Annotated in this window: 27 protein-coding genes; 10 read left to right on the top strand and 17 right to left on the bottom strand. The window is 60.5% G+C overall.

The genetic code is table 11. The features are described 5' to 3' along the window. From VGG22_09385 to VGG22_09395, 3 genes are read left to right on the top strand one after another with little or no spacing between them, the layout of a single operon-like run. The gene (locus tag VGG22_09385) at positions 1-720 is read left to right on the top strand and encodes an ABC transporter ATP-binding protein (protein HEY1728572.1); all 720 of its coding nucleotides are present in this window, start codon (positions 1-3) and stop codon (positions 718-720) included. A 1-nt stretch (position 721) separates the two neighbouring features. Beyond that, entirely contained in the window at positions 722-1,930 is a 1,209-nt protein-coding gene (locus VGG22_09390; protein ID HEY1728573.1) for an acyl-CoA dehydrogenase family protein, read from the top strand. After that, positions 1,920-2,693 carry a glucose 1-dehydrogenase gene (locus VGG22_09395; protein ID HEY1728574.1) on the top strand — a complete coding sequence of 258 codons (774 nt, stop codon included), beginning with the start codon at positions 1,920-1,922 and terminating at the stop codon, positions 2,691-2,693. The genes VGG22_09390 and VGG22_09395 overlap by 11 nt, the downstream gene beginning before the upstream one ends. Here the strand turns inward: VGG22_09395 and VGG22_09400 are convergent. From VGG22_09400 to ftsE, 6 genes are all read right to left on the bottom strand, one after another. Beyond that, positions 2,690-4,033 (bottom strand): S41 family peptidase, encoded by a 1,344-nt coding sequence (locus tag VGG22_09400; GenBank protein ID HEY1728575.1) that lies wholly within the window; start codon positions 4,031-4,033, stop codon positions 2,690-2,692. The genes VGG22_09395 and VGG22_09400 overlap by 4 nt on opposite strands. Before the next feature lie 22 nt (positions 4,034-4,055). Then, entirely contained in the window at positions 4,056-5,429 is a 1,374-nt protein-coding gene (locus tag VGG22_09405; GenBank protein HEY1728576.1) for a S41 family peptidase, read from the bottom strand. Beyond that, on the bottom strand, positions 5,426-6,814 hold the full coding sequence (locus VGG22_09410; GenBank protein ID HEY1728577.1) for a S41 family peptidase: 1,389 nt from the start codon (positions 6,812-6,814) through the stop codon (positions 5,426-5,428). Before VGG22_09410 ends, VGG22_09405 begins: the two co-directional genes overlap by 4 nt. 102 nt (positions 6,815-6,916) lie before the next feature. Then, entirely contained in the window at positions 6,917-8,164 is a 1,248-nt protein-coding gene (locus VGG22_09415) for a peptidoglycan DD-metalloendopeptidase family protein (protein ID HEY1728578.1), read from the bottom strand. Beyond that, a complete protein-coding gene (gene ftsX, locus VGG22_09420; protein ID HEY1728579.1) occupies positions 8,131-9,012 on the bottom strand; it encodes a permease-like cell division protein FtsX in 882 nt (293 codons plus the stop codon). Before ftsX ends, VGG22_09415 begins: the two co-directional genes overlap by 34 nt. Beyond that, positions 8,978-9,688, bottom strand: coding sequence for a cell division ATP-binding protein FtsE (gene ftsE, locus VGG22_09425; GenBank protein ID HEY1728580.1), 711 nt, complete (start codon positions 9,686-9,688; stop codon positions 8,978-8,980). Before ftsE ends, ftsX begins: the two co-directional genes overlap by 35 nt. 129 nt (positions 9,689-9,817) lie before the next feature. On the opposite strand from ftsE, the gene VGG22_09430 reads away from it, so the two are divergent. Together VGG22_09430 and VGG22_09435 are read left to right on the top strand one after the other, a co-directional pair. Beyond that, on the top strand, positions 9,818-10,963 hold the full coding sequence (locus VGG22_09430) for an acyl-CoA dehydrogenase family protein (GenBank protein HEY1728581.1): 1,146 nt from the start codon (positions 9,818-9,820) through the stop codon (positions 10,961-10,963). A 38-nt stretch (positions 10,964-11,001) separates the two neighbouring features. Continuing rightward, complete coding sequence (locus tag VGG22_09435) at positions 11,002-11,565, top strand: peroxiredoxin (protein HEY1728582.1); 564 nt, start codon at positions 11,002-11,004, stop codon at positions 11,563-11,565. A 4-nt stretch (positions 11,566-11,569) separates the two neighbouring features. On the opposite strand, the gene VGG22_09440 is transcribed toward VGG22_09435, so the two are convergent. Together VGG22_09440 and VGG22_09445 are read right to left on the bottom strand one after the other, a co-directional pair. Next, entirely contained in the window at positions 11,570-12,697 is a 1,128-nt protein-coding gene (locus VGG22_09440) for a DNA recombination protein RmuC (GenBank protein HEY1728583.1), read from the bottom strand. A gap of 99 nt (positions 12,698-12,796) precedes the next feature. After that, positions 12,797-13,297, bottom strand: coding sequence for a hypothetical protein (locus VGG22_09445; protein ID HEY1728584.1), 501 nt, complete (start codon positions 13,295-13,297; stop codon positions 12,797-12,799). A 45-nt stretch (positions 13,298-13,342) separates the two neighbouring features. Here VGG22_09445 and VGG22_09450 point away from each other — a divergent pair, with 45 nt between their 5' ends. Then, positions 13,343-13,909, top strand: a complete 567-nt coding sequence (locus tag VGG22_09450; GenBank protein ID HEY1728585.1) for a hypothetical protein — start codon at positions 13,343-13,345, stop codon at positions 13,907-13,909. Next, a complete protein-coding gene (locus VGG22_09455) occupies positions 13,906-14,547 on the top strand; it encodes an NAD(P)-binding domain-containing protein (GenBank protein HEY1728586.1) in 642 nt (213 codons plus the stop codon). Before VGG22_09450 ends, VGG22_09455 begins: the two co-directional genes overlap by 4 nt. On the opposite strand, the gene VGG22_09460 is transcribed toward VGG22_09455, so the two are convergent. From VGG22_09460 to VGG22_09480, 5 genes are all read right to left on the bottom strand, one after another. Continuing rightward, entirely contained in the window at positions 14,525-15,535 is a 1,011-nt protein-coding gene (locus VGG22_09460) for a hypothetical protein (GenBank protein ID HEY1728587.1), read from the bottom strand. The genes VGG22_09455 and VGG22_09460 overlap by 23 nt on opposite strands. Positions 15,536-15,616: 81 nt before the next feature. Further along, positions 15,617-18,724 (bottom strand): error-prone DNA polymerase, encoded by a 3,108-nt coding sequence (locus VGG22_09465; protein ID HEY1728588.1) that lies wholly within the window; start codon positions 18,722-18,724, stop codon positions 15,617-15,619. Between the two features lie 73 nt (positions 18,725-18,797). Continuing rightward, a complete protein-coding gene (locus tag VGG22_09470) occupies positions 18,798-19,676 on the bottom strand; it encodes an NAD(P)-dependent oxidoreductase (GenBank protein HEY1728589.1) in 879 nt (292 codons plus the stop codon). Between the two features lie 7 nt (positions 19,677-19,683). Continuing rightward, a complete protein-coding gene (locus tag VGG22_09475) occupies positions 19,684-20,244 on the bottom strand; it encodes a PhzF family phenazine biosynthesis isomerase (protein ID HEY1728590.1) in 561 nt (186 codons plus the stop codon). After that, positions 20,205-20,561 (bottom strand): PhzF family phenazine biosynthesis isomerase, encoded by a 357-nt coding sequence (locus VGG22_09480; protein ID HEY1728591.1) that lies wholly within the window; start codon positions 20,559-20,561, stop codon positions 20,205-20,207. The genes VGG22_09475 and VGG22_09480 overlap by 40 nt, the downstream gene beginning before the upstream one ends. Positions 20,562-20,582: 21 nt before the next feature. Here VGG22_09480 and VGG22_09485 point away from each other — a divergent pair, with 21 nt between their 5' ends. Beyond that, positions 20,583-20,837, top strand: a complete 255-nt coding sequence (locus VGG22_09485) for a hypothetical protein (GenBank protein ID HEY1728592.1) — start codon at positions 20,583-20,585, stop codon at positions 20,835-20,837. 142 nt (positions 20,838-20,979) lie between these two features. Further along, entirely contained in the window at positions 20,980-21,729 is a 750-nt protein-coding gene (locus VGG22_09490; GenBank protein ID HEY1728593.1) for a hypothetical protein, read from the top strand. Here VGG22_09490 and VGG22_09495 read toward each other — a convergent pair. Next, positions 21,726-22,577: a GNAT family N-acetyltransferase gene (locus VGG22_09495; protein ID HEY1728594.1), complete on the bottom strand. Its 852-nt coding sequence runs from the start codon at positions 22,575-22,577 to the stop codon at positions 21,726-21,728. The two genes, VGG22_09490 and VGG22_09495, sit on opposite strands and share 4 nt — an antisense overlap. Continuing rightward, the gene (locus VGG22_09500) at positions 22,574-23,113 is read right to left on the bottom strand and encodes a GNAT family N-acetyltransferase (GenBank protein HEY1728595.1); all 540 of its coding nucleotides are present in this window, start codon (positions 23,111-23,113) and stop codon (positions 22,574-22,576) included. Before VGG22_09500 ends, VGG22_09495 begins: the two co-directional genes overlap by 4 nt. Before the next feature lie 40 nt (positions 23,114-23,153). Between VGG22_09500 and VGG22_09505 the strand changes: the two genes are divergently transcribed. Beyond that, positions 23,154-24,128, top strand: coding sequence for an aldo/keto reductase family protein (locus VGG22_09505; protein HEY1728596.1), 975 nt, complete (start codon positions 23,154-23,156; stop codon positions 24,126-24,128). A 1-nt stretch (position 24,129) separates the two neighbouring features. On the opposite strand, the gene VGG22_09510 is transcribed toward VGG22_09505, so the two are convergent. Beyond that, positions 24,130-25,386 (bottom strand): hypothetical protein, encoded by a 1,257-nt coding sequence (locus VGG22_09510; GenBank protein HEY1728597.1) that lies wholly within the window; start codon positions 25,384-25,386, stop codon positions 24,130-24,132. Next, a complete protein-coding gene (locus VGG22_09515) occupies positions 25,383-25,949 on the bottom strand; it encodes a hypothetical protein (protein ID HEY1728598.1) in 567 nt (188 codons plus the stop codon). The genes VGG22_09510 and VGG22_09515 overlap by 4 nt, the downstream gene beginning before the upstream one ends. Positions 25,950-25,970 lie beyond the last annotated feature (21 nt).

Genomic DNA, 25,970 nt, shown 5'->3' on the forward strand with positions numbered 1-25,970 from the left:
GTGGTCGCGACCCAGGCCCTGCTCGAAGTTCGCAACCTTCGCGCCCGTTATGGTGAGATCGAAGCGCTTCGCGACGTTTCGTTCGCAGTCGAGCCGGGCGCGATCGTCGCGCTTCTTGGGGCAAACGGTGCGGGGAAAACGACCTGCTTACGTGCGATCACCGGCATGGTCAAGCGCTCCGGCTTGATTGCATTTGATGGAACGTCGATCGAGCAACGCATGACGGAGGATATCGCGCGTCTCGGCGTCGCGCACGTCCCCGAAGGGCGCGGGACGCTTTCCGAGCTTTCGGTCCGTGAGAATCTGGCTCTGGGCGGATATTTGCTTGATACCGCGCGCGCGAAAGAACGCTATGCGCGAGTCGTTTCGTATTTTCCGTGGATCGAGGAGCGCACCAAGCAGCAAGCCGGCACGCTGAGCGGCGGCGAACAGCAGATGCTCGCGATCGCACGAGCGCTCATGATGAAGCCGAAGCTGATGCTGCTCGACGAACCATCGCTCGGACTCGCGCCACGCATAGTTGAGGAAATCTTTGCCTTGCTGCGTACGATCAACCGCGAAGAAAACGTCACGATCTTGCTGGCGGAACAAAATGCAGCCATGGCTTTTGCCACCGCCTCGCACGTGTACGTGCTTGAAACGGGGCGCGTTGCCGCCGAAGGTCCCTCGGGCGTGCTGGCGCGGGATGATCGCGTGCGCAAATCGTACCTAGGCCACTGAGATGATCGCACCGCCGAATCCGCGTGCTGCCGAGCTGCGCGGAACGCTCCTCAAGTTCATGGCCGACGTCGTCTATCCGGGTGAAGAGCAATTCGAAGCCGATCTCGATCGCGCGTCATCACGCTGGGAAGTTCCACCCGTCTTGGAAGAGATGAAGGCCAAAGCGCGCAAGGCGGGTCTCTGGAATCTGTTCCTGCCGGAAAGCGAGTACGGCGCCGGACTTACAAACGCCGAATACGCACCGCTATGTGAGATCATGGGGCATTCGTTCGTCGGGCCCGAGGTCTTCAATTGCTCTGCGCCCGACACCGGAAACATGGAGACGCTCGTTCGGTACGGCGATGCGGACCAGAAGAAACGCTGGCTCGAGCCGCTGCTGCGCGGTGAGATTCGTTCCGGCATCGCGATGACCGAACCCGACGTTGCCTCGTCCGACGCCACCAATATCAAATCGAGCATCGAGCGCGACAGCGACGATTACGTGATCAACGGCCGTAAATGGTGGACTTCGGGCGCTGCAGATCCGCGCTGCAAGATATTGATCTTCATGGGCAAGACAAATCCGAAAGCCGAGACGCATCTTCAGCAATCGATGGTCTTGGTGCCGCTCGATACGCCGGGTGTCAAAGTGCTGCGCTCACTGTCCGTCTTCGGATACGATGACGCACCGCACGGCCATGCGGAAGTCAGCTTCACGAACGTGCGGGTTCCCGCGAGCAACGTCTTGCTTGGCGAGGGCCGCGGTTTCGAGATCGCACAAGGCCGCCTCGGTCCCGGACGCATTCACCACTGCATGCGCGCGATCGGAATGGCGGAGCGTGCACTCGAAGCCATGTGTGCACGCGTCAAGACGCGCTCGACGTTCGGGAAGAAGCTCGCCGAGCACGGCGTGATTCGCGAATGGATTGCGGATTCGCGCATCGAGATCGACCAAGCCCGGCTCTTGACGATGAAGGCCGCGGACATGATGGATACGGCCGGCAACAAAGCCGCGCAAGCTGAGATCGCGATGATCAAGGTCGTCGCGCCCAAGATGCTGACCGCCGTGCTCGATCGCGCGATCCAAGCCCATGGTGGCGCGGGAGTCTCGCAAGATTTCTTTTTGGCGCGCGCATATGCGCACGCGCGTGCCCTGCGCATCTTCGATGGACCCGATGAAGTTCACCGGCGCGCGATCGCGCGTATCGAGCTGCGCAAACATGGATCCTAGCCGTCTCGACGGTCAGATCGCCCTCGTCACGGGATCGAGCGCGGGAATTGGGCTTTCGGTCGCGCGCCGGCTCGGAGAACTCGGCGCGACGGTCGTCGTCAATTCGCGCAGTGACGAGCGTGCACAAAAAACCGCCGATGCGCTGAACGGCGAAGGCATCACGGCAACGCCGGCCGGCGGTGACGTCTCGAAACCCGAGGGTGTCGCGCGCGTCTTCGAGCGTACGCTCAAAGACCACGGTACGCTCGACATTCTCGTCAACAATGCCGGTCAGATCGTCGTAAAACCATCCGAGCAACTAGCGTACGAGGATTGGGAGCGGATCATCGGCGTCAATCTCACGGGACCGTTCTTGTGCGCGCAAGCTGCCGGACGCATTATGCTCGAGCGCGGCGAAGGCGTGATCGTCAACGTATCCTCGATGCTTTCGCACATCAGCCTGCCCGGGCGGCTCGCGTATGCTGCGAGCAAGCACGGCGTCGACGGCATCACGCGAACGCTCGGCATCGAATGGGGGCGCCGCGGGGTGCGCGTCGTCTCCGTCAATCCCGGGTATGTTGCGACGGCGCTCGTCGAGGAAGCGATGCGTTCGGGTCGCTTCAACAAGGCCGATATCGAAAAGCGCAGCCCCGTCGGGCGCCTGGCAACGCTCGAAGAAGTGGCCAATGCCGTCGCGTTTCTGGCCTCACCCGCAGCGTCGTACATCAACGCGACGACGCTGCTGGTTGACGGAGGGTGGACAGCTTTCGGCGGCTGGACCTAGCCGTTCGAATTGTCGGCGAGCTTTTGGTGTAAGACCGAGATCGCCGTGCTCAGCTGCGTGTCGTTGGTCGGATCGCCCAGCTTGGCGTCTTTGGCTTCGGCGACGAACACATTCGGCATGATGCCGAGATGATTGATATCGCGGCCTGAGGGCGTCAGATAACGCGCGGTCGTGATTTTCACGGCTGCGCCGTCGGGAAGCGGGAAGATCGTCTGCACGACGCCCTTACCAAACGTCTTGGTTCCGATCAACGTCCCGACGCCGTCATCCTGAATCGCACCCGAGGTGATCTCGGAAGCTGAAGCCGTGTACTTGTTGACGAGCACGACGAGTGGCTTGGGTGCCGTAGCGACGTCGTCGGCATCGTATTCGCGCGTCGAGCCCGAGCGTTCCGCGACCGATACGATCGGTCCGGTCGAGATGAATTGCGAGCTGACGTCGATCGCCGAATTCAGGTATCCGCCTCCGTTGTCGCGCAGGTCGAGAACGTATGCCTTCGCGCCTTGCGCATTGAGTTTCTTGAGCGCCGCACCGAGTTCGTCGGAAGTTGTCGCACCGAACACGGCGAGCCGCGCGTATCCGATATCGCCGTCGAGCAATTTCGCCGTTACGCTCGGGGGTTTGATCTCTGCACGCGTCAGCGTCATCAGCGGCAACGGTTTGCCGTCGCGGAGAATCGTCAGGTGTACGAGCGTACCCGGTTTGCCGCGCAGCATCTTTGAATCGTCATCAAGGCTCTTGCCTTTGGTCGGCTTGCCATCGATCGACACGACCATGTCGTCAGCCTGAATTCCAACCTTCTCGGCCGGACCGCCCTCGATCACTGATTCGACCTTGAGCTGTTTGGTCGCGTCGTCGATACCAATCGAGAGGCCGACGCCGCCAAAGGCTTGCGCGTCCAAACCGGCGTTGAGTTCGGCGTATTCTTTCGGGCTCAGGAACGTCGTATAACGATCGCCCGTCGAGCTGAGCAGACCCGCAATTGCCGCATAGGTGATCTGGCTCGCGGCTGCTTTCGAGCCGTACTTCGTCACGGCAATGTTGACGTTGCTCGTCAGAGCGCGCACGTCACTCGTCGGGTTGTTCGTCGCATGCAGTGCCGGCAACATCGGTTTCTTGACACCGTCGTGCTTCAGCAGTGCGATAATGTGACCGCGCGCGGTGTCGAGCGCGCGTTGCGCGTCGACGTCTTTATAGTATTGGGTGACGAGCTGGCGGTAGCTGTAGCTCAACTCGTCGCGCTGCAGCGCGGTGAGGCCGGATGCCGCACTCGCGGAGTGCGGTAGGTTCGAAGATGCGAGGGCGATGGCGAGCGCCGGAACGGCGATTCGACGAAACATGGGACCCGGGGACCTCTAATTCCTAGCGTGAAGCGCTACGCGCCACTTTCTGCGAAAGAAACGTGAGCGCGGTTTGAAGTTGCGCGTCCTTACTTGGATCGCCCGGAATCGGCGACGTGTTTTCCTCGGCGAGGATATCGGGCTGAATTCCGACCGAATTGATATCGCGACCGCGCGGCGTATAATAACGCGCGGTCGTGATCTTGATGGCGGATCCATCAGGAAGCGGGTAGATCGACTGGACGACGCCCTTACCAAACGTCCGTGTTCCGATCAACGTTCCAACTCCGCGATCCTGAATCGCACCTGAGGTGATCTCAGACGCCGAAGCGGTATTACCGTTCACCAGAACAACCAACGGCTTGGGACTGATTGCGTCGTTGTCCGCGTCATACTGCTTATAGTTACCCGCTCGCTCGGTGACTTTCACGATCGGGCCGGTTGATATGAACTTCGAGCTGACGTCGATGGCTGAGTCCAGATATCCGCCGCCGTTGTCGCGCAGATCGAGAATATAGGCTTGCGCGCCGCTCTTCTCAAATTTCGAAAGTGCGTCGCCGAGCTCATCGGCCGTCGTCTGACCGAAGATCGTGATCGCGATGAATGCAACTTTATTGGAGAGCATCTTCGCGTACACCGACGGCGTGTGAATCTCGCGGCGCGTGATCGAGAGCGGCTCGCCGATCGATTCGCCGCTGCGTTCGATGCCCAATCGCACAACGGTTCCGGGATCGCCGCGCAGCAGTGAGGAGACTTGCTTGAGCTGTAGGCCGTCCGTTGCCGTTCCGTTAATCGTCGCAATCACGTCACCGGACTGAATCCCGGCCCGATCGGCCGGACCGCCTTGTGCGACCCACTCGACCGTTGCACGCCTTGCACCCGCCGCTTCCAAACCGATTACGAGGCCGACACCGCCAAACCCATCGCCGCCGGTGAGACCCTGCTCCATTGCGGCATATTCTTTAGGATTCAAAAAGACGGTGTAGCGGTCTTTGACGGCGCCGAAGAGTCCGGAGATCGCGTCATACGTGATTTGCGTTCCGGAAAGCTTCGAACCGGCCAACGCGTACGCGCTCTGTGCCTCATCGACGAATGCGTTGCGGTCGCTGCGATCGTTATTGGCGGCGTGCGGCTTGTGGAACGACGTGCGCGCGACGCCCTGATGTTCGAGATCGTCCGAAAGCTTCTGATACGCTCCGTCGAGGAGTGCCTGCGTGTCGATCTTCTGATAGAAATCTTCCGAGAGCCGCAGATAGCTCATGCGCAGCTCATACAACTGAACCGGCGTCAGTCCGGACGCCGGCGTCGCCGCGAGCGGCGGCGGTGAAAATTGGGCGAGGATCAAAACCGCGGCCGCGGTCAGAATCGTAAGAACGCGTGCGGCGACGGTCTTCATAGTGAATCCTGTTTGGCGATGAGGGCGCGAGCTTTCGTATAGACCTTATCGCTTGCCGTTCCGAACTTGCGCAGATCGGGAAGCCCTTTGGTCGTGGGATCCGGCACGACGATGTCGGGCGTGATGCCCTTCTTATTGATGTCGCGGCCGAGCGGTGTCGTGTAACGTGCGGTCGTGATCTTTAGCGCAGAGTGATCCGGCAGATTGTAAATGCTTTGCACGACGCCCTTACCGAACGTCTTCGTCCCAACGAGCGTGCCGACGCGATAATCTTGAATCGCGCCCGCGGTGATCTCCGCGGCGCTGGCCGTGTATTTGTCGACCAGCACGACGAGCGGCGCTGCGGCCACCGAGACGCCGAGTGCCGAGCGCGCATCGCGATCGCCTTCGCGATCGATCGTCGCGACGATGGTTCCGCTCTGAATGAACAGGCTGGAAATCTGCACGGCTGCGTCGAGCAACCCACCGCCGTTGGCGCGCAGATCGAGGACGTAGCCCTTGGCATCATGTGCGCGTCCATCGAGCAACGCTTTGCGAACCTCGTCGTAAGACGTCGTTCCGAAATCGGCAAGACGGATGTAGTCGATGCCATGGTCCATCTTCGCGACGGCCGAGGGGACATGCACGCGCGCACGCGTGATCGTAACCGAGCGCTTCCCGTGATCCTTCGGATTCTGGAGCAGCAGAACGACACGCGTTCCAACTTGTCCGCGAATGCGATGCTCGATCGTGTCAAGCGGCTGATTGTGCGCGCTGACTCCATCGACGGCGAGAACGACGTCGCCCGGTTTGACGCCGGCCGCAATCGCCGGATTGTCGGGGATCGGCGAGACGAGCGTGTCGTGCGTGCGCGGATCTTGAACGATGTAGACGCCGATGCCGCCGAAATCGCCGCCTTCCAATTCTTCGTTGAGTGCGCGCATTTGGCTGGTTGTCAGATAGACGGTGTACGGGTCGTCGAGTCCGTTCAGCATTCCCGCGATCGCCGCGCGGCTCAAGTCGTCCTGACTGAGCTTCGTGTCGCGGGCAGCCAGCTCGACGACTTCCTTGCGTACGAGCGCCGAATCGCCCGAACGCGAGCCGGTACTCGTCAGCGCAGGCGCCTTGAACGGTTCTTTGCGCGCCTTGAGGTATGCGTTGATCCCCGTCCGGCTGCCGTTGAGCAATACTTGCAAATCGACCGGACGATAGAAGACGTCTTCAACCCGCGTGTACGTCTGATCGATGATTCCGAGCGAATCGAAGTTCCCAAGCATCAGCGTCGGCTCGCCGAGGGCGACCGTCATGCCCGCGCGTGCTTGTGCATTCGATACGTACGCCGCTGCACCAAACGTGGCGACGAGAATTACCAATCCCGCGATGATAGCGCGGATTCGAAACGACACCGTAGTACTTGGTCCTCTAGTAAGGAAGCGGCGAGCGGGGGTCTTAGTCTTTAGACAAGCCTACCCCGATTTCAGTCTTACCGCAGTTCTCTGGGTCCAGGCTTAATGCAGATATGACATGGGGTCGACAGGCTTGCCGTCGATGCGGACCTCGAAGTGCAAATGTGGCCCGGTCGATTCGCCGGTCGAGCCGACGGCGCCGATCGCTTGGCCGCGTTTGACCTCTTGATCCGGCGCCACGAAAATCTGCGAGAGATGCCCGAACAGGGTCGACATCGGGCCACCGTTGTCCAGGATGATCATGTTGCCGTAGCCGCCGTCATTCCAGCCGGCCGAGATCACCTTGCCGTCGGCCGGCGCGACGATCGTCGTCCCCATTTCGGCGGCGATGTCGATGCCGGTGTGCATCAAGAATCGCCCGCTGACGGGGTTGGTGCGCATCCCGAAAGGCGAGCTGATACGGCCCGAGACCGGCCACGAGAGGGCGCCGGGAGCCCCGATGAGGGGCGGCGGCTGTTGGCCCGAGAGCAACGCCGCACGGCGAGCGGCTTGCTGCCGCGCGGCCTCTTCGGCTTGCTTCTGACGGATTAGTGCTTCGACTTCAAGTTCGGTTTGCTCGGAGATGTCCTCGAGCTGCGTGACTTCTTGGGCGACCTGACGTTTTTGCGAGTCGGCTGCGGCCACGAGCTGCATGCGCTCTTGCGCGAGCGCGGTCAATTTGTTTTGCGTTTGCTCGACGGCGCCTTGGTTTTGCGCAAGCTGCTCGCGCGTACTGACCAGTTGCCGCTCGACGTCGGCGACTTTGGCTTCGGCGGCTTTGCGCTCGCGCAGCGACTTCTGATTAGCCTTGACGAGTAAGCGAATGTCATCCCAGCGCTCGACGAAATCCGAGAACGACGTCGCACTGAACAGCACCGTGAGATAGCTGAGCTGACCGTGCTCGTATGCGTCGACCAAACGCCGGTTGAGCGCATCGGTGTGGCGCTGCAGCGTTGTTTGCGCGGCGTTCAGCTGAATCTGATTCCAGCTCATACGCTGCTGGTTTGAATGCATCTGCGTTTGTAGAAACGCCAGCTGATTGTTTGCGGCGGTGATGTTGTGGTTCGTATCTTGCAGCTCTTGCGTTGCCGAGACGTATTTCGATCGCGCTGTGTCGAGCTCGCCGCGCTTCTGTTGCAGCTGTTGGTTGATGGCTTGCTGCTTCTGGCGCTGCTGCTTGATCTTGGCGTCGACGTTCGAATGTGCCGCATTACCCGCCAGCGGCGTGAACGTAAACATGAGCGCGCATGCGAGCGCGAAGTATCGTCGCAGGTTCTTCACACGCGCAAGTAGCGGCTGACCGAGACCCAAGCGCCGATCACGCCAACGACCGCACCGGCCGCGAGCAGCTCGAACATCAAACGCAGCTCGTCGACGTGCGCCGTCGAGAACGGAATGAATGAAAGTGTTACCATCACTTTTGGCAGCAACTCGGCGTGAAGAACCGCCAGGACGATGACCGCAACCAGTGCACCAAGCGTTCCGGCGATGAAGCCCTCAGCCATGAACGGTGCACGAATGTAGAGATTGGTCGCACCGACCAGCTGCATGATAGCGATCTCGCGGCGCCGCGCGAAAACGGTCAAACGAATCGTATTCGAGATGATGACTGCCGCAGCAAAGATCAATACGACGATCATGATCAAGCCGAGCTTGGCGATTGTCTCCGTCAACCGCAGTACTTTCGCGACAGTGGCTTGGTCGTACTCGACGTTTGCGATATCACGCATCTTCTGGATGCTTTGCGCAACGGCCGGAACGGAGTCCGGATTCTTGACGCGTACGCGAATCGCATTCGGCAATGGATTCGAGGTCAAAAGCGATGTGTCGATCTGGCCGCGCAAACGGTCTTGCAGTTGACGCAGGCCTTCGGTTTTCGGAACGTACGTGACCGCTGATACGCGCGGATCGGCACCGATCACTTCCGACATTGCGCGCCCTTGCTTGTCCTCGACGCGATCGGCCAGGAACACCGAAATCTCGATTCGGCTCAACATTCCGGAAGAGAGCTTGCTTAGCGTCTCCCGCGCGTAGAGGAATGATCCCAACATGAAGATCGTGACGGCAACCGTCGCGATCGCAGTGATCTGCATTCCCTTGCTGCGAGCGAAGTTCGAAAGAACCTCACCCAGAAAGAACTGAACTCTGCCCCAATCCAAGGAAATAGTAACCCCGCTCTTCGTCGCTGACGATTCGGCCGTTTTCGATGCGCACGACTCTGCGGCGCATCCTATCGACGACGCCCTGGTTGTGCGTGGCTACGACGATCGTCGTGCCTTTGAGATTGATGCGCAGCAGCAATTCCATGATCTCGCTCGTCGTCGCCGGATCCAGGTTTCCCGTGGGCTCATCGCAGAGCAGGATCTTAGGATTGTTGACGAGCGCGCGTGCGATTGCGGTGCGCTGTTGTTCTCCGCCGGCAAGCTCGTGTGGGAACATCCGGCTCTTGTGCGAGAGACCGACCAGCTCGAGAGAGCGCGGTACCTGACGCATAACGTCTTTCGAGCGCGCGCCGGTGACGCGCAGCGCGAACGCGACGTTCTCCCAAACCGTTTTGTCGGTAAGCAGCTTGAAGTCTTGGAACACGACGCCGACGTTCCGGCGCAGATACGGAATCTTCGAGCGCTTCATCGTGTCGACGCGCATTCCGTCGACGTGGACTTCGCCATCAGTCGGCGTTCGTTCGCGATACATAAGACGAAGGATGCTCGATTTTCCCATGCCCGACGAGCCGATGAGAAAAACGAAGCTGCCTTTTTCGATTTCCAGGCTCACGTTGTCCAAAGCGCGGACACCGTTCGGATACACGAGGCTAACGCCGCGAAGTCGAATCAATTTCGGTCCGCCGTTACACAAAAGAGCCGCTGCGGGCTATTAACCACGCGCGCGTCGGAGGCGCAGTTCCTGGGCACAAGCGCCATTGTGGAATGATTTTGGGTCCGTAGGGGCTGATACCTCCGGCTGATGGATTTCGACCTAACCGAAGAACAGAAAGCAATCCAAGCGCTGTGCCGCGATTTTGCGCGCGAAGAGGTTGCGCCGCGCGCCGAGGCGATGGATCGCGACGAAGAATTTCCGTACGATCTCGTGCGCAAGATGGCCGAGCTCGGCCTAATGGGACTTCCGTTCCCTGAGAAGTACGGCGGCGCGGGCGCGGACACGGTCTCGTACGCGCTCGCGATCATGGAGTTGGCACGCGTCGACGCATCGACCGCGATCACGCTCGCGGCGCACGTCTCGCTGGGCGCCTCGCCGATTTACCTTTTCGGGACCGAAGAGCAGAAGCAGCGCTACCTTATCCCGTTGGCTGCGGGCAAGATGCTGTGGGGCTTCGGGCTGACCGAGCCGGGCGCCGGGAGCGACGCCGGCGGGACTCAGACACACGCCATACTTGAGAATGGTTCCTGGAAGATCAACGGGACCAAGGCCTTCATCACCAATTCCGGGACCGACATAACGGGCGGTACAACGATCACCGCCATCACCGGCGAGCGTAACGGAAAGCCCGAGATCAGCAATATCATGGTCCCACAGGGCACCCCCGGCTTCACCCGTTCCAAGAAATACCGGAAGATGGGCTGGCGTGCGTCCGATACGCGCGAGCTCTCGTTCGTCGACGCAAAAGTCCCCGAAGCGAACTTGCTCGGTGAGCGTGGCAAAGGCTTCCAGCAATTTTTGACAATCTTGGACGGCGGCCGCATCTCGATCGCAGCACTTTCCGTCGGTCTTGCCATCGGCGCGTACGATGAAGCGCTCAAGTACTCGCGCGAGCGTCAGCAATTCGGGAAATCGATTTCCAAGTTTCAGGCGATCCAATTCAAGCTTGCCGACATGCTCACTGAGATAGAGCACGGCAAACTGATGGTGATGCGCGCAGCCTGGGAAAAGGACACGGGCCGCGATTTTGAACTGACGGCGAGTCTCGCGAAACTCTATTCTGGGGAAATGTCGCGCCGCGTCGTCAACGAAGCCGTTCAAATCCACGGCGGCTACGGATTTATGGAGGAATATCCGGTTTCGCGATTCTACCGGGATCAAAAGATCAACGAGATCGGCGAGGGTACGAACGAAGTGCAGCGATTGGTGATCGCGCGTCACATCGGGATGTGATTCAGACTTCCTTCATACTTCTTACTTAAGGAGTACACATGGCACGCCGCATTGCAGTTTTCATCATCGTCGCTATTGCTGTGCTGGGCATCCTGGCCCTGACACACCGTCCCGCCCGCGCCGAACTTTCGCAGGGTGCGCGGGCGCCGATGTTCACCACTCAAGCAACGCTGGGCGACAAGGTCTTCACGTTCAGCCTGGCCGATGCGCTCAAGAAAGGGCCGGTCGTGCTGTACTTCTATCCGGCAGCCTTCACCAAGGGCTGCACGCAAGAAGCGCACGATTTCGCCGATGCGATCGGCAAATACAAAGCGCTCGGTGCGACGGTCATCGGCGTATCGAAAGACGACATCGCGAAGCTCAAAGAATTTGGTACGAACGAGTGCCGCAGCAAATTCCCGGTTGCCTCGGATGCAGATCTGACGATCGCGAAGAGCTACGACTCGACGATCAATTTCAAGGAGAACCTGTACGCAAATCGCGTTTCGTACGTGATCTCGCGCGACGCCAAGATCGTTTACGAGTATAGCTCGCTCGATCCGAGTCAGCACGTCGCGAACACGCTCGCGGCGCTAGAGAAGCTTCAACACAAATCGATGTAAGGCGCTACGCCTCGATGGCGTGCGTCTGAACGTTTTCGCTAAAGAGCTCGAGCGTCTCGGTCTTGACGACCGGACGCACGGCGCTTTCAACAGGTTTGGGCTCGGCTTGTTCGGCCGTTTCTCCTGAAAGTTGCGCGATCTCGCGTGCCGTCACGGAGAGGCGTCCTTCGAACGAGCCGACCGCTTCGTTCCAGCGTTTAACGGTCATCTCAAGCGCGTTGCCGACCTGTGCAAACGTCCGGCCGAAGACGCCGAGCCGCTCCACGAGCTTGCGGCTGTGGACGAGAATGTCTTCGGCGTTGCGTTGCTGTTTGTGCAACGACCAGCCATAAGCGAACGCACGCAGCGTCGCGATCAGCGTCATCGGGCTGGCGATGTGCACGCCTTCGCTCAGCGCGTCTTCCAAAATCTTGGGATCGACGGAGAGCGCCGCCGAGAGTACGGACTCGAGCGGCACGTAGACGATCGTGAAGCGCGCATCGCTCGAAGCGGAATAATCGCGGCGCGCAACCTCGCGAACCTTCGCGCGGAGTGCACCGGCGTTGGCTTCGAGCAGCCGTTTCGTCTCCGCGGGATCCTGCGCTTCGAGTGCTTTGTAATAGTCGTCGAGCGGCGTCTTGGCGTCGATCGGAATCGTCATGTTGTCGGGCAGATGGATGATGGCATCGGGGCGCTTCCCGTCGACCATTTTCTGCTCGGTGAAATCGCAATGTTCGACCATTCCGGAAAGCTCGACGATCCGCCGCAGCGAGAGCTCGCCCCAACGTCCGCGCACGCGATTGTCTTTCAGTGCCGTGGTGAGCCGTGCGGTTTCGCTCGTCGCAGCGATGAGCGCAGTTCGCAGCTCTTGGTCGCTGCTGTGCAGGCCCTCAAGCGTCGTCTTCAATGAAGCTTCGCCCGCAGCGCGTTGCTTCTCGAGATCGCCGATCTGCTTTTGCACGGTGTCGAGGTGGGTCGAAAGATCGGCTGCGATTCGGCCGATACCGGCCGTAGCTTCCGAACGGCGCTCCGCACGTTCGGCGGACAGCTCTTCGCGTGCGACGCGAACCTCGGCGCGTGTCGTGATCCACGCGGCGACGGCGCCGATGGCCAAGCCGACGACGAGAAATATGAGCCCCCAAACCAGCGTCATGGGCTCCAGGCTGCGCCCGGCGGGTGCCATGCGGCTGGCACCGACGAAAACGCGGCCGTCATGAAGACGGCCGCGCGCGTTCGGACGAACCGAGTGAGATTACGAGCGGTAGAGATACCCGCAGGCCATGTATTTTTCTGAGGCCTTACTCGACATCATGCCTTTCATCGAACCCATGCCTTTCATCGAACCCATGCTCTTGCCCATCATGCCCGGTTCTTCGGCGGGCATCGGACCAGCGTGGATCACGATGACATAGTTACCGGATAGGAGTTTGTCTTCGGGCACGTTGACCGACGTCGCACTGTGTCCGCCAACGACATTATTGAGCGGATAGACGGGGGTCGGATCGATTTGTCCGGGTCCGCAGCCTTTACCACGATGGATATGTGCAGCTTCGATCCGGCCTGCCGGTTCGCCATGGATGCCGAGAACGACGTGCGTGCTCGAGCCTCGGCCGAAAAGCGTTACCGTTCCGACTTGCCCGGATTGATCAAGCTGTTGAACTCCGCGCTGTACTCCAGCGCCGGTGTCGCCCGGTGCCATTTGCGCGAGGACCGGTAGGGCAGTGGCGAGGAATGCCGCGACGATTACAGTCACAGCGAAGCGTATATTGCTCATAGTAGGTCTTTGATGGCCCCTCTCTTGGCTCTCCTCCTTGTAACCGTAAGCCCCACATTGCAAACCGCCGACGTGATGATTCAAGCCGGGCATCAAGGGCGGCCGGCGAGTTGCGCGCTGTTCCCAAAACGTGCGTGCAATCTTGGCGCGGTCGGCGAACGCGAGAATACTCCGACGATTGCGGACGAAGCCGCGCGCCGATTGCGGGCCGCCGGTTTGCGAGTCGTTCGCGTTCCAGCCGACTATCGCGAGCACTACCGCGTGCGCGCGGCGATCTTCATCCATCTCGACGGGGCAGATCCGGCCTGCACGAGCGGCGCGTCGATTGGCTATCCACGCGGTAGCGCCGCGGCGGCGCGTGCATGGCGCGCAGCCTATTCGCGCATCTTTCCTTTCCGGTTCATGCCGGACAATTTTACCGAGGGTCTTGCGCACTATTACGGTTACCGCACCGTCGAGCCGAATCCGAATACGCTCGTGCTCGAGTTAGGTGAGCTTACCTGTCCCGCGCAGCGCGCGTGGCTAACATCGCGCTACCGTCGGCTCGGCGATTTCATCGCAAACTTCATATTAGAGAGGCTCAATCAATGAACGTAGGTATACTTGGCAGCGGCGAAGTCGGCAAAGCGCTGGCGCGCGCTTTCGTCTCTCGCGGACACATCGTGACGATCGCGTCGCGCGACCCGAAGAGGCTGACGGATTTCGTGCACGAGCATCCGGACAAACTGCACGCTGCAACGTTCGAGGAAACGGCACGTGCAGGGGAGCTGCTTGTGCTTGCGACGGCGTTCACCGTTGCAAAAGACGCGATCGAGTTGGCAGGTACGGCGAATATTGCCGGCAAGGTGCTCATCGACGTCACCAATCCGCTAAAGCTCGAGCAAGGAAAGGCTCCAACGCTCTCGGTGTCCGGGAACGATTCGGCTGGTGAATCCGTGCAACGTTGGCTGCCCGGCGTGAGCGTCGTCAAATCGTTCAATACGATCGGGCACGAGCACTTCGTGGATCCGAAGTTTCCGAACGGTCCGCCGACGATGTTCGTCGCCGGAAACGACGACAAAGCCAAGAACACGGTCGAGCAAATTGCGGAATCGTTCGGCTGGGCGGTCGTCGACGCCGGAACGATCGAAGCGTCGCGGTATTTAGAAGCGATGTCGATGCTATGGCTCTCGTATACGATTCGCACGGGTGACGCGCAGCACGCGTTCAAGTGGCTTTCAAAAGCCTAAGCGACGTCTTCAGCTGAGTTTTCGTATCGAGCGCCTTTTCACAGGCCGCAATCAACTTCAGCACGGCCCGTTCGCTGCGCGGTGTCGACGGTAAACGCAGGTAACGGCTGTAAACGTCGAGCACGGCGGGATGCACGTACGCTTTGCGGCAGACGGCGATGGTGTTGCCGAGCTGCGACGCGACGCACGCCAATGCTTCTTTCACGTTGTGTTTGGCCTGGGCAGCGTCCTCGGCCGGTTTCGTGAGATTCCGGATGCATTCGAGCGTCCCGACCCACGTGCGAAAATCTTTGGCGGAAAAATCGTCGCCCGAAATCTCGCGGATGTACGCGTTCACGTCCTCCGATGTAATGGCGTGGACCATGCCGTCGTCGTCCTGATATTCGAACAACTCTTGGCCGGGGAGGTCGCGGCAACGCCGTATGATCTTCGCGAGCCGCGCGTCGTCGAGCGCGACGGTCTGCTCCTTACCGGTCTTTCCGCGAAACTTCACCTGAATCGTCGAACCGCGAACGCGCACGTGCCGTGAGCGCAGTGTCGTCAATCCGAACGATCCGTTGGAACGGCGATACTCTTCGTTTCCGACGCGGATCGCGGTCCGTTCGAGGAACGTGACTGCGACTGCCAAGACCTTCTCGCGTGTCAGACCTTTGGTGCGGAAGTCGCGCGCGACCGCTTTGCGAATCGCCGGAAGCGCCGCGCCAAATGCGGCCATGCGGTGGAACTTCGCTTCATCCCGCACTTCGCGCCAGCGTTTGTGGTAGCGATACTGTTTGCGTCCGCGCGCGTCGCGTGCCGTGGCTTGAATGTGGCCGTTTGGAATCGGACAGACCCATACGTCACGATACGCAGGTGGAATTGCAAGCGCTTTGATGCGGCCAAGCTCGCTCTTGTCTTTGATCGGCTTGCCGTCCGGATGGAAATACGAAAAGTGCCGGCCGCGCAGTTTGCGGGTGATGCCGGGCCGCGTGTCGTCGACGTAACGCAACCCCGCATCGCGGGCGGCTGCGAGGGAATCAAGTGGATGTTGGATATCTGCTGACTTCCCGGCCGTGCGTGCGTATAAACGCTAATGGAAGTTTCGAGCACGCACCTTGTCGGTCGTTCCCTCCGTATCGAGTGGCCAAAAACGGCGTGCGAGCAGATCGGTACAGCCCGATTCTTTTTGCAGTTTGCCCTCGACGATGAGTGCCTGCGAAAGCTTGATCGGCCGTCGATAACGCTCGAAAACGTCGGGACGCACGATGACGTTGACGAGCCCCGTCTCATCCTCGAGCGTGAGAAAAACAAAGCCTTTGGCGGTGCCCGGGCGTTGGCGTGTGATCACCATCCCCCCGACTTTGCAGACGAGATTGTTCGGCATCGCTTCTAACCGGTTTGCCGCGAGGACGCCGGCGCGATCGAGCGCTGCACGAAAGTGCGCGATCGGTTGTGGTCCGGTCGTAAGACCGAGGGAATAAATATCGAAGCGTGTGCGCTCGAGCGGCGCGAGCTCGCGCAGCTGCGGCTGCGGCTCGACGACTTCCATTCCACGCCCAAGCTCACCGCGCGCTTCACGCTCGTCGAGTCCACGCAGCGCCCACATTGCTTCGCGTCGTGCCGAAAACCACGGTGCAAATGCACCGGACGCAGCCAGATTCTCGAGCACTTCACGCGAGAGCTGCGTGCGGCGCGCGAACTCGACGATGTTACCGAACGCGCCGCGGGCAAGCGCAGCCTCGAGCGCTTTCTTTTGTCCTTCGCCCAGACCGCGCACGATGTGAAAACCGAGCCGTACCGCACCGTCCGGCTCGAGGGAACTCCACCAACGGCTGGCGTTAACCTCGACGGGTTTGACGGTAACGCCATGCCGGCGTGCGTCGTTGACCAGCACTTCGGTCGAATAGAATCCCATCGGCTGCACGTTGAGGATCGCGGTCAGAAAGATCGCGGGCTCGTGACATTTGAGGTACGCCGATGCGTACGCAAGCAGCGCAAAGCTGGCGGCGTGCGATTCAGGGAAACCGTAGTCGGCAAAGCCTTCGAGCATGTGGAACAGCTGCTCGGCGGCCTCTTTGTCGATGCCGTTAGCGACCATACCGCCGACAAGCCTCGGATATATCTCGGCCATGCGCGCATGCGAGCGTTTGTGTCCCATGGCGCGGCGTAATTGATCGGCTTGCCCCGGCGTGAAGCCCGCGGCTTCGATCGCCATGCGCATCCCTTGTTCTTGAAAAAGCGGAACGCCGAGGGTTCGTTCCAAGATCGGCTTGAGCTTGGGATGCGGATAGCTGACCGGCTCCATGCCGCTGCGGCGCCGCAAGAACGGATGGATCATGTCACCTTGAATCGGCCCCGGGCGAATGATCGCGACCTGAATGACGATATCGTAAAAACGCTTCGGTTTCAGACGCGGGAGCATCGATTGCTGCGCGCGCGATTCGACCTGAAAGACGCCGATCGAATCGGCGCGTTGGAGCATCTCGAAGGTCGCCGTGTCGTCGGCCGGGATCGTCGCAAGCGAAAGCGATGCGCGCTCGGGGTAGGCGTTGCAATATTGTTCGAAGGCTTCGCGTAAGAGCGAAAGCATGCCGAGCCCCAGCAAGTCGATCTTGATCAGGCCGAGCTCTTGCAGATCGTCTTTATCCCATTGCACGATCGTGCGGTCGCGCATCGTTGCCCATTCGACCGGTGCGACGCACACTAGCGGATCGCGTGTGATCACCATGCCGCCCGAATGAATGCCCATATGGCGCGGAAAGCCGTCGATGCGCCGGCAGAACGTGTTCATCAACGTTTGGATTTCCGGTTCGACGATCGATGTCGCGCCGTCGAGCGCTTCTTGCGCGTCGTATTCACGCGCGACGTTCTCGACTTGCTCGAGCGTCAGTCCCAATGCTTTTCCGAGGTCGCGGATCGCCGAGCGCTCGTGATAGGTGATGACTTCGGCGGTCATCGCGGCGTGCGCGCGACCGTAGCGTTCGTAGACATATTGAATGATCTTCTCGCGGTCTTGGTGCGCAAAGTCGATGTCGATATCCGGAATCTCGCCGCGTTCTTCGGAGAGAAAGCGCTCGAAGAGCAACTCCATGCCGACCGGATCGACGGCGGTGATGCCGAGCGCATAACAGACTGCAGAATTTGCTGCCGAGCCGCGGCCTTGGCACAAAACGCGCAACTCTTCCGCCGCGCGCACGATGTCCCACACGATCAAGAAATAGCCGGCCAGATCCATTCGCGCGATCATGCCGAGCTCGTACTCGAGCTGGCGTTCGACTTTCGGCGCGAGCGGAGTTCCATAGCGGACGGCTGCACCGCGAAAAACGAGCGTGCGCAAGTAGTTGTGCCGCGTGCCTTCTTCTTCAGGAACGGGAAAATGCGGAAATTGTCCGGTCAGCTTCGTAAGCCGGAAGCGGCAACGCTGCGCGATTTCGAGCGTGGCCGCGATCGCGCGCGGATACGCCGCAAAGAGATGCGCCATCTGTGCGGCGCTTTTCAAATAATGCTCGTGATTGGGACGCAACAGCGTTCCGGCCGTCTGCAACACTTTTTTGTGCTTGATGCAGACCAGTACGTCCGCGAGCAGTGCGTCGTCTTTCATCGCATACGCGACGCCGTTGGTGGCGACGTATGGGACGCCGAGCTGTTCGGAGATGCGAATCATCCCTTGCGCAAGCACGCCGTCTTGGGGACGCAGATGATGTTGCAGCTCGCAATAAAATGCGCCCGGAAACAGGTCGCGCAAGCGCGCGCCGGTCTCGAGTGCGCTGCGTTCGTCACCGGCCTGCAGCGCGCGTTCGCAAAGTCCGTGTGGACCGCCGGAGAGCGCGACGAGTCCATCCGTCTTACCGTCGAGATCGTCCAGGCGCAAGCGCGCGTCACGCTTGCGTCCGCGCAGTTGCGCGGTCGAGATCGCGTGCGCGAGATTCGCGTAGCCGCGTTCGCTCTCGGCCAAGAGCACGAGCCGCGCGCCATCTTCCAGCGTCAGCTCGGCGCCGCAGATGGCGGGGATCCCGACTATCCCGGCATGCTTCGCAAAGCGAACCGTGCCATAGACCCCGTCACGATCGGTCAGGGCCAGGCCGGCCAACCCGAGGGCGCGCGCACGCTCAGCCATCTCCTCGGGGTGCGACCCCCCCTCGAGGAAAGTGAAGTTTGACCAGGCATGCAGCTCGGCGTAAGCCGCCAGCGAGGACATGGGCGGTCATGGTATCGAACATATGTTCGATACGTCAAGGCCTTGTGAAAGATCGGAGCGAGCGCTGCGCTGTCTAAGTCGCGACTTTCTCCGAATCTAGATAGTAGGCGTGTACGGCGGCGATGTCTTCGTTGCCGTACTGCGCTTGCGCGTCGTTGAGGACACCACTAACGGTTGCGATCGCCGGCGTCGTGCGGTGGAATTCGTTCGCAAGTGCAAGGAAGTAGCGGACGTCCTTTGCCATGAGCTTGAGCTGAAAGTTCGGCGAGAAATCGCTGTTGAACATTTTGGGCAGCTTGTTGCGTGAGAGACGGCATGCGAAGGCGCCGTGCTCGCTCAAAAACTCGAGCGCAGCTTTCTGATCGACTCCCGAGGCTTTTACGAGCGTCGCGCTCTCGGCCATGGCGGTCGTGAGCGTCGCCGAGATCGCGTTGTTGCACAACTTGACGGTCGCACCCGAGCCTGCGGGTCCGAAATAGAAACGCGCTTGGCCCATCACGTCGAACAGCGGAGAAGCTGCGTCATAATCGCTTTTCTCGCCGCCGACGATGAAGACAAGCTTGCCGTTAGCAGCTTCGTTACGGCTGCCGGTCACCGGCGCGTCGAGAAAGCGCAGACCGTTTTGCTTGGCTTCCTGCGCGCAGCGTCGCGACATCCCGGGCGTCACCGTGCTCGAGTCGATGAAGAGCGCACCTTTCTTAGCGGCGCGCATCACACCACGCTCGCCGAGCAATACTTCCTCGACGGCGGGATCGTCACTGAGCATCGTGATCACAACGTCGGCGCCGGCGGCTGCTGCTTGCGGTGTCGCCGCGAGCGTACCGCCTTTGGCTTTGAGTGGTTCGCCGCGCGAGGCGGTGCGATTGTAGCCAACGACGCTGTGGCCGGCCGCGAGCAAACATTGCGCCATGCCGAGCCCCATCGTTCCCAGACCAATGAATCCGATCTTCATATCCACCTCACAAGCTAAGCGTTCCGCGTAGAACCGTTACTGCTTCACCGCCGACCTCGACGGCTTCGATTGCATCGCCGTTTCCGATGACGCTGATGTACCCGCGCCCCGGGCGCCCGACATGATCGCCTTGCGCGATCTTATAGCTGCGCTCCTCGATCAAACCGTAGTGCGCGCAATATGCAGCCATCCCGCCGCTCGCCGAGCCGGTGAACGGGTCTTCGACGATGCCCCCAAAATCGGCGAAGTGCCGTGAGACGACGGCTACGTCACCGCCGGTTTCGCGCGCGAAGACATGCACGCTGAAGTAGTCCTTGCCGTCGACGTCGCTAAAAAGTTTGCGCACATCGGCCCGCGCCCGCGCGAGCGCTTCGGTGTCGCGCAGCGCGATCATCAACTGCGGCGTACCGGTCGAGACGGTTTGCGGTAGGGGATGTTCGTCGAGAAAATCGTCTTCGCCGAGATCGAGTGCCTTTGCAAAGAGCTCGCGCGGATACTTGCGTAAATACTTTGGCGCGAGCTGACGCATCACGTAACGCCTCCTAGCATGTTCGCGCTCGATCCGCACCGGGACGATTCCGGCCGGCTCTCGAGCGTGATGCTTGCGCGGTCTTCGCCGATGATGCCGAGCTCGCAGAGGGTGTGCACGGTTGCCACCGTCGGATGCCCTGCCATCGGGATCTCGGAGTACGGCGTGAAGTACCGCACGCGAAAATCGGCACGCTCGCCCGGAAAGACATAGGCCGTCTCGGAAAGATTCATCTCGCGCGCGATGCGTTGCATCAGCGCATCGTCCAGGCCGCGCGCATCGGGAAGGACCGCGCAGGGATTCCCTTCGAGCGGTTTCGAGGCGAATGCGTCGACCTGTATGACCTCGTAGTTCACGCCCACATCCTGGAGGCAAAAATGCGCAAAGTCAACGTTCGTAATATTGAAGAGATCAAGTGGGACTCACCCAAAGGACGCTTCAAAGGCGCCGGCAAGGAGATCTCGGAGGCGCTCGGGCGCGATCCGGCCTCGACCGACGTCATGAAGCGTCATCCATTCGACGTCGAGATCTTACGCGTCGAGCCTGGTCAAACGCCGTACGTGTATCATCTGCACAGCCAGCAGTGGGAGTTCTATCAGGTCATCTCGGGCCGGGCGGTAGCGCGGATTTAGTGGTCTTCGTCGTCGCGGACAATCCATTCGGTGAATTTTCGTATTATCCGGACAGCAAAAAATGGAGTATCTCCTTGCCGAAGCGAATGCGGATACGATCGGAACCACTCGATTACTTCGATGGCGAAGAATAGGAGGGCGCATGAAACGGATTTCTCTCGTAGTGTTGACAGCCTTGCTTTGCACGGGCGTTGCGCAAAGTGCGAACTCGTATAGCGGTCCCGTAACGCCGCTTGGGAACGGGACGGCACGCCTGGTGCTTCTCACCGATTCCAACAACATACCGACGTCGCTCTCCCTCGTGCTCGATGAGGGCGCGCTTATGGGGCTGCCGCCGAACGATAAGAAAGAGGGCGAGTGGGAGTATCTGGTTCCGATGCCGCCCGGACCGAATACCGGTATCGATCACGTCGCGATCGATTGGAATCCGCACGGCCATATTCCGCCGGGTATCTACACGGTTCCGCACTTCGATTTCCATTTCTATATGATCGATCGCAAGCACCAGCTCGCGGTCGCCTTTCCGAAGCAGGAGAAAGATCCCGCGGCCCGCGTCACCAACGCAACGATCATTCCGCCCGGATACGAAGTTGTGCCGATGACCGCATCGGATCAGATGGGCGTGCACGCTATTAACCCGGCCTCGCCCGAGTTTCACGGCAAGCCGTTTACCGCGACGTTCATCTACGGTTACTACAACGGCCGGTTGACTTTTCTCGAACCGATGATCACGCGCAAGTTCCTCTTGTCGCATCCGAACGTGACGTTTCACATCCCGACGCCCTCGAAGTACAGCTATCCCGGGTACTATCCGACAACGTATAGCGTACGTTATGCGCCGGTGCATCGCACCTACGTTATTCAGCTAGCCGGCTTCAAACACTTCAACTAGCGAAAGAGAACGATTCCGTAGTCGCCGGCCGGACGGAAGCCCAGCGCTTCGTACGCACGCTGGGCGGCAGCGTTCGTCTCACTCGTGAAGAGGAACGCTTTGCTCTCGCCGGCTTCGCGCGCCATCAAGAGTGAGCCGGCGACGACGCTGCGTGCATAGCCTCGCCCACGCCGTTCGGGCGGCGTATAAACGCCGCCGATCTGGACTGCGCCGTTTGCGATTCCGTGAAACGACGATTTTGCGACGATGTTCTCGTCCATCTCGAGAACGAATAGTATGTGCTCGGCCATATCGCGTTCGAGCCCATCGCGGAGTCTCGTCCGCAGCTCCGAAGTATCGGTATCTCCGAAGTTCTCCGTGTTTTCGGCGACGGCGAAATCCGTAAGGACCGCAAGATCCTCGGACCGTGCGCGCCGGCAACGCACCTCGCCGGAATTCAACCCTTCGGGCGTCTGCACGTATGCGAGCTCGACTGCGTAGAGAACCTCTTTGCTGTTGTAGCGCGTGGGCCGCTCGGCAAATCCAAGTGCCTTACGCGCTTCGTTGATCTGATCCCATGGACCGACCAAACCCTCGCAGGATCGCGAGCTTTCACGAAGCGCCGCCGCGCCGAGCTCCGCTGCATGGCGCGGCGCTTGAAAGATGAGATAGTTGTTCCAATAGTGCGCGACGACGCCGGCGAGCGTGTCACCGTCGAAGGCACCGACGTAGACACCTTGATACGGCTTGCCTTCGTATAGAAATCCGTCGGCGACGAGATTCGCAACCAGGATGAACGAGCTTTGCAATCGCGGGCCGAGGAACGATTGCACCGCGCTTTCGTCGGAGGGACCGAGGCGGCGAATCACCCGCGTGCGATGCGGTACAGAACGTGCGGCCGCAGACGATGGCCTTCGGGAATTTTCGGGTGCTCGAAATCTGCGGTTGGGTCGTACGTCATTCCGAGGCGTTCCATAACGCGCTGCGAGCGCAGGTTGATCTTTGCGGTCATCGCGACGACTTCGCGCCAGCCTAGCCGGTTGAACGCCAAATCGAGCGCAGCTCGCGCGCCTTCCGTTGCGTAGCCGTATCCCCACGCTTCCGGCAGAAAACGCCATCCGATCTCGTACGCGGGCGTAAACTTCGCCTGGAACGGAATGTCTTGCAACGCGATCACGCCCGCAAATGGAAACCGGTCTTTCACTTCCGCGACGAACCAACCGTAGCCGTCGTGCTCCAGCTCGACTTGTATCAACTGAGCGGATGCTACGGACTCATCGCGATCGTACGTGCGCAAGAAAAATTCCATTACTCTTGGATCGGCGTTGAGCCGCGCCCATGGGTCGAAGTCTGCTTGCGTCCACGAGCGTAAGCGCATCCGCGGCGTTTCGATCAAAGGGGTCATCGGCTGAGGTTCTTTCTGCACGCCGTAGAAGAAGCATTGTATGGAATATCGCAATATCGGACGCTGGGGAACGAAAGTTTCAGCCGTCGGCCTGGGCTCATGGTTGACGTACGGCGGAAGCGTTGAAGAAGACGGCGCACGCGCTTGTATTCAGCGCGCGTACGAGCTGGGCATCACATTTTTCGACACGGCAAACGTCTACGCACGCGGAGTGGCCGAAGAAATCGTCGGTCGCGGCATCGCCGGATTCCGGCGCGACAGCATCGTTCTTGCGACGAAGGTTTATTTTCCGATGGGCGACGGTCCCAACGATCGTGGTCTCTCACGCAAGCACATCATGGAGCAAGCCCATCTCTCGCTGCGGCGTCTCGGCGTTGAGTACGTCGATCTCTATCAATGCCACCGCTACGACGCGACGACGCCGCTCGAAGAGACCTGCGCGGCCATGAACGATCTGGTTCGTGCGGGAAAGATTCTCTATTGGGGCGTCTCCGAATGGAGCGCCGATCAAATCGGTGCTGCGGTGCGTTTGTGCCGCGCGATGGGATGGGCCGAACCGGTCAGCAATCAACCCCAATACAGCGCGCTGTGGCGCCGTATCGAACGCAGTGTCTTGCCGGTGTGCGCGCAGTATGGTCTCGGTAATGTCGTGTGGTCGCCGCTCGCGCAAGGGATTCTCACCGGAAAATACACGTCGGTGAAAACTCTGCCCGAAGGTTCGCGTGCCGCCGGACCTGCGGCCGGAATGATGGAGGACTACTTCACGCAGCCGGTACTCGACGCGGTACAACGTGCGAAAGCGATCGCCGAAGGTGCCGGCGTCACCGTCGGTCAGCTTGCGCTGGCGTGGTGTTTGCGCCGCCCCGAGATTTCAGCCGTGATCGTCGGCGCAACCAAACCGTCACACGTCGACGAGAACGTCAAAGCTGCGGGGCTTCGCGTCGATCCAAGCGTGATGGCGCAGTTCGATGCGGCGTTGCGTCCGGTCGCGATCGACGCGCCGTACATGTCGTAATTCAATCGTAGACACCGAGTAAGTACCAACCCTGGTTGCGACGGGCGATCCGATAGAGCGTCCCGTCGTCGAGCATGATGTCGTAGTCGTCACGCGTCAGCGGCGTGTTCGACCACCAATCTTCGACCGTGCGCCATGGTCCGGCGTAATCGACGATCGTTTGTGGCGGCGTCCCGGCGAAACGCGGCACACCGGCTTGCATGACCAAGTCGATCGAGCGCGGTTTGAAGACACGCAGCTGCATGGTTGGCTCGGGTGGCTTAGGTTTTGCTTCGCGTTTGCTGTGACGTTCGGTCATCATGCTCGCCGAAAATCGCTCGTAGATGACCTGCTTTTCCGGACGATACCCATCGACGGAAAATGCGCGCAGCACCGCGCCTTCGCCGAGTGCAGCCTCGATGCGCGCGAGCGCAAGCTCGATGGCTTCGGCATCGGGATCTTGCGTGCTGAACAAGCTGAGCGGCGTTCCTCCGGATTCCATCCGTTCGATGCGCAGCCGCAAGCCTTCGACCGGCGCTTCGAGACGCACACCTTCAAGATGCGCGCGTGTCAAATCAAAGAGCATTCCTTCGCGCGCGGTCGGATGCGCGATCCGAATGCGAATCTCGTGCACCGCGCCGTCTTCGCATTGTAAGCCGAGGACGAGCTCGGCGGCACGTTGACCGAGCACGACGAGATCGTCGACGATGCGTGCAACCAGCGAGCGCAACGCGAAGAGCAAGGCTTCTTCGCTGGCGGCACTGCCTTCACCGAAAAGCGTACGTTCGATCGTCATACGGCGCGGCCGCGGGATCAATGGTACGTTGTCGATGCCGCGTGCGAGCGCGTGCCAGTGTGCAGCCTCCGGACCGAAACGGCGCACGAACGGACCGTGCGGAAGCGCCGCCAGCTCGCCAAGCGTACGCACGCCGAGCAATCGCAGACGTTCGCACGTGTGCGGATCGATCGGCAAAACCTCGAGCGGCATCCGCGCGACGAAATCCGCTTCTTCACCCCGCGCGCAGGTGCGTTTCCCGCGTGCGGCAACGCTCGCAACGAAACGATTCGGACCGATACCCAGCGCGAACGGAATCCCCAGCGACGTCAGGATGTGCGTCACCGTATGCAGCCAACGAATGGGGTCGCCCGCAATACCGCGCATCTCGCAGAAGGCCGCAGTTCCGCCGTCTTCGACGAGCGGCGAGACGGCGTCGAGCGCATCGAGGATTGCTTCCCATCGCGCTTCGGCTTCTGCCGTTACGCGAACGCATAGAATCATCCGACCCGGGCGCGCCCGCGGCCGGTTGGAATCGCGCGCTTGTGCTTGCAGACCTGCGTGCACACGTCGTAACCACAGAGCTTGCGAAACGGGCCGGGTGCTCCGGCCCAGTCGATGCTCTCGAGCGTGCATTCGATGCGCAGCGATGCAAAATAACGCAGCTCGTCACAAGCTTGCGTGCCGACGGCGAGCAGCACCACACCGGCGCGGTGTGCGAGATTTGCAAGGCGCGACCAGGCCGCCGCACGCGAGGGAACGGCCGGAATCACGATGACGTTAAAGGCGGACGAGCGCAGCAGAATATCGGCGGCACGGACGACGTCGAGGGGTTCGTTCGCGCGCACGATCACAAGGCGCTCGAGTGCGACCCCGGCTGTCTCGAGCGAGGGCGGAAAGAAAAAGCCGTTCGGATCCTCGCGCCACTCGACGAGCGCACCAGCTCCGCCATCCGCAGTCGCATCCGCTAGGACCCTCGCGGCGAGCGCACTGCGGCCGGAGCTGGCCGCGCCCTCAAGCGTCGAGATCGCCCCCTTCGGAAAATGAAGAAGGCCGCTCTCAAGCATGGACCCGCCGGCTAGCTCAAA

Source organism: Candidatus Baltobacteraceae bacterium, from assembly GCA_036489885.1.
In the GTDB taxonomy this organism is placed as follows: domain Bacteria; phylum Vulcanimicrobiota; class Vulcanimicrobiia; order Vulcanimicrobiales; family Vulcanimicrobiaceae; genus JAFAMS01.

Coding starts and splice junctions, on each gene's coding strand:
- VGG22_09390 (HEY1728573.1), top strand. CDS start 722: ATGATCGCACCGCCGAATCCGCGTGCTGCCGAGCTGCGCGGAACGCTC.
- VGG22_09395 (HEY1728574.1), top strand. CDS start 1,920: ATGGATCCTAGCCGTCTCGACGGTCAGATCGCCCTCGTCACGGGATCG.
- VGG22_09400 (HEY1728575.1), bottom strand. CDS start 4,033: ATGTTTCGTCGAATCGCCGTTCCGGCGCTCGCCATCGCCCTCGCATCT.
- VGG22_09405 (HEY1728576.1), bottom strand. CDS start 5,429: ATGAAGACCGTCGCCGCACGCGTTCTTACGATTCTGACCGCGGCCGCG.
- VGG22_09430 (HEY1728581.1), top strand. CDS start 9,818: ATGGATTTCGACCTAACCGAAGAACAGAAAGCAATCCAAGCGCTGTGC.
- VGG22_09435 (HEY1728582.1), top strand. CDS start 11,002: ATGGCACGCCGCATTGCAGTTTTCATCATCGTCGCTATTGCTGTGCTG.
- VGG22_09440 (HEY1728583.1), bottom strand. CDS start 12,697: ATGACGCTGGTTTGGGGGCTCATATTTCTCGTCGTCGGCTTGGCCATC.
- VGG22_09455 (HEY1728586.1), top strand. CDS start 13,906: ATGAACGTAGGTATACTTGGCAGCGGCGAAGTCGGCAAAGCGCTGGCG.
- VGG22_09465 (HEY1728588.1), bottom strand. CDS start 18,724: ATGTCCTCGCTGGCGGCTTACGCCGAGCTGCATGCCTGGTCAAACTTC.
- VGG22_09470 (HEY1728589.1), bottom strand. CDS start 19,676: ATGAAGATCGGATTCATTGGTCTGGGAACGATGGGGCTCGGCATGGCG.
- VGG22_09485 (HEY1728592.1), top strand. CDS start 20,583: ATGCGCAAAGTCAACGTTCGTAATATTGAAGAGATCAAGTGGGACTCA.
- VGG22_09490 (HEY1728593.1), top strand. CDS start 20,980: ATGAAACGGATTTCTCTCGTAGTGTTGACAGCCTTGCTTTGCACGGGC.
- VGG22_09500 (HEY1728595.1), bottom strand. CDS start 23,113: ATGACCCCTTTGATCGAAACGCCGCGGATGCGCTTACGCTCGTGGACG.
- VGG22_09505 (HEY1728596.1), top strand. CDS start 23,154: ATGGAATATCGCAATATCGGACGCTGGGGAACGAAAGTTTCAGCCGTC.
- VGG22_09510 (HEY1728597.1), bottom strand. CDS start 25,386: ATGATTCTATGCGTTCGCGTAACGGCAGAAGCCGAAGCGCGATGGGAA.
- VGG22_09515 (HEY1728598.1), bottom strand. CDS start 25,949: ATGCTTGAGAGCGGCCTTCTTCATTTTCCGAAGGGGGCGATCTCGACG.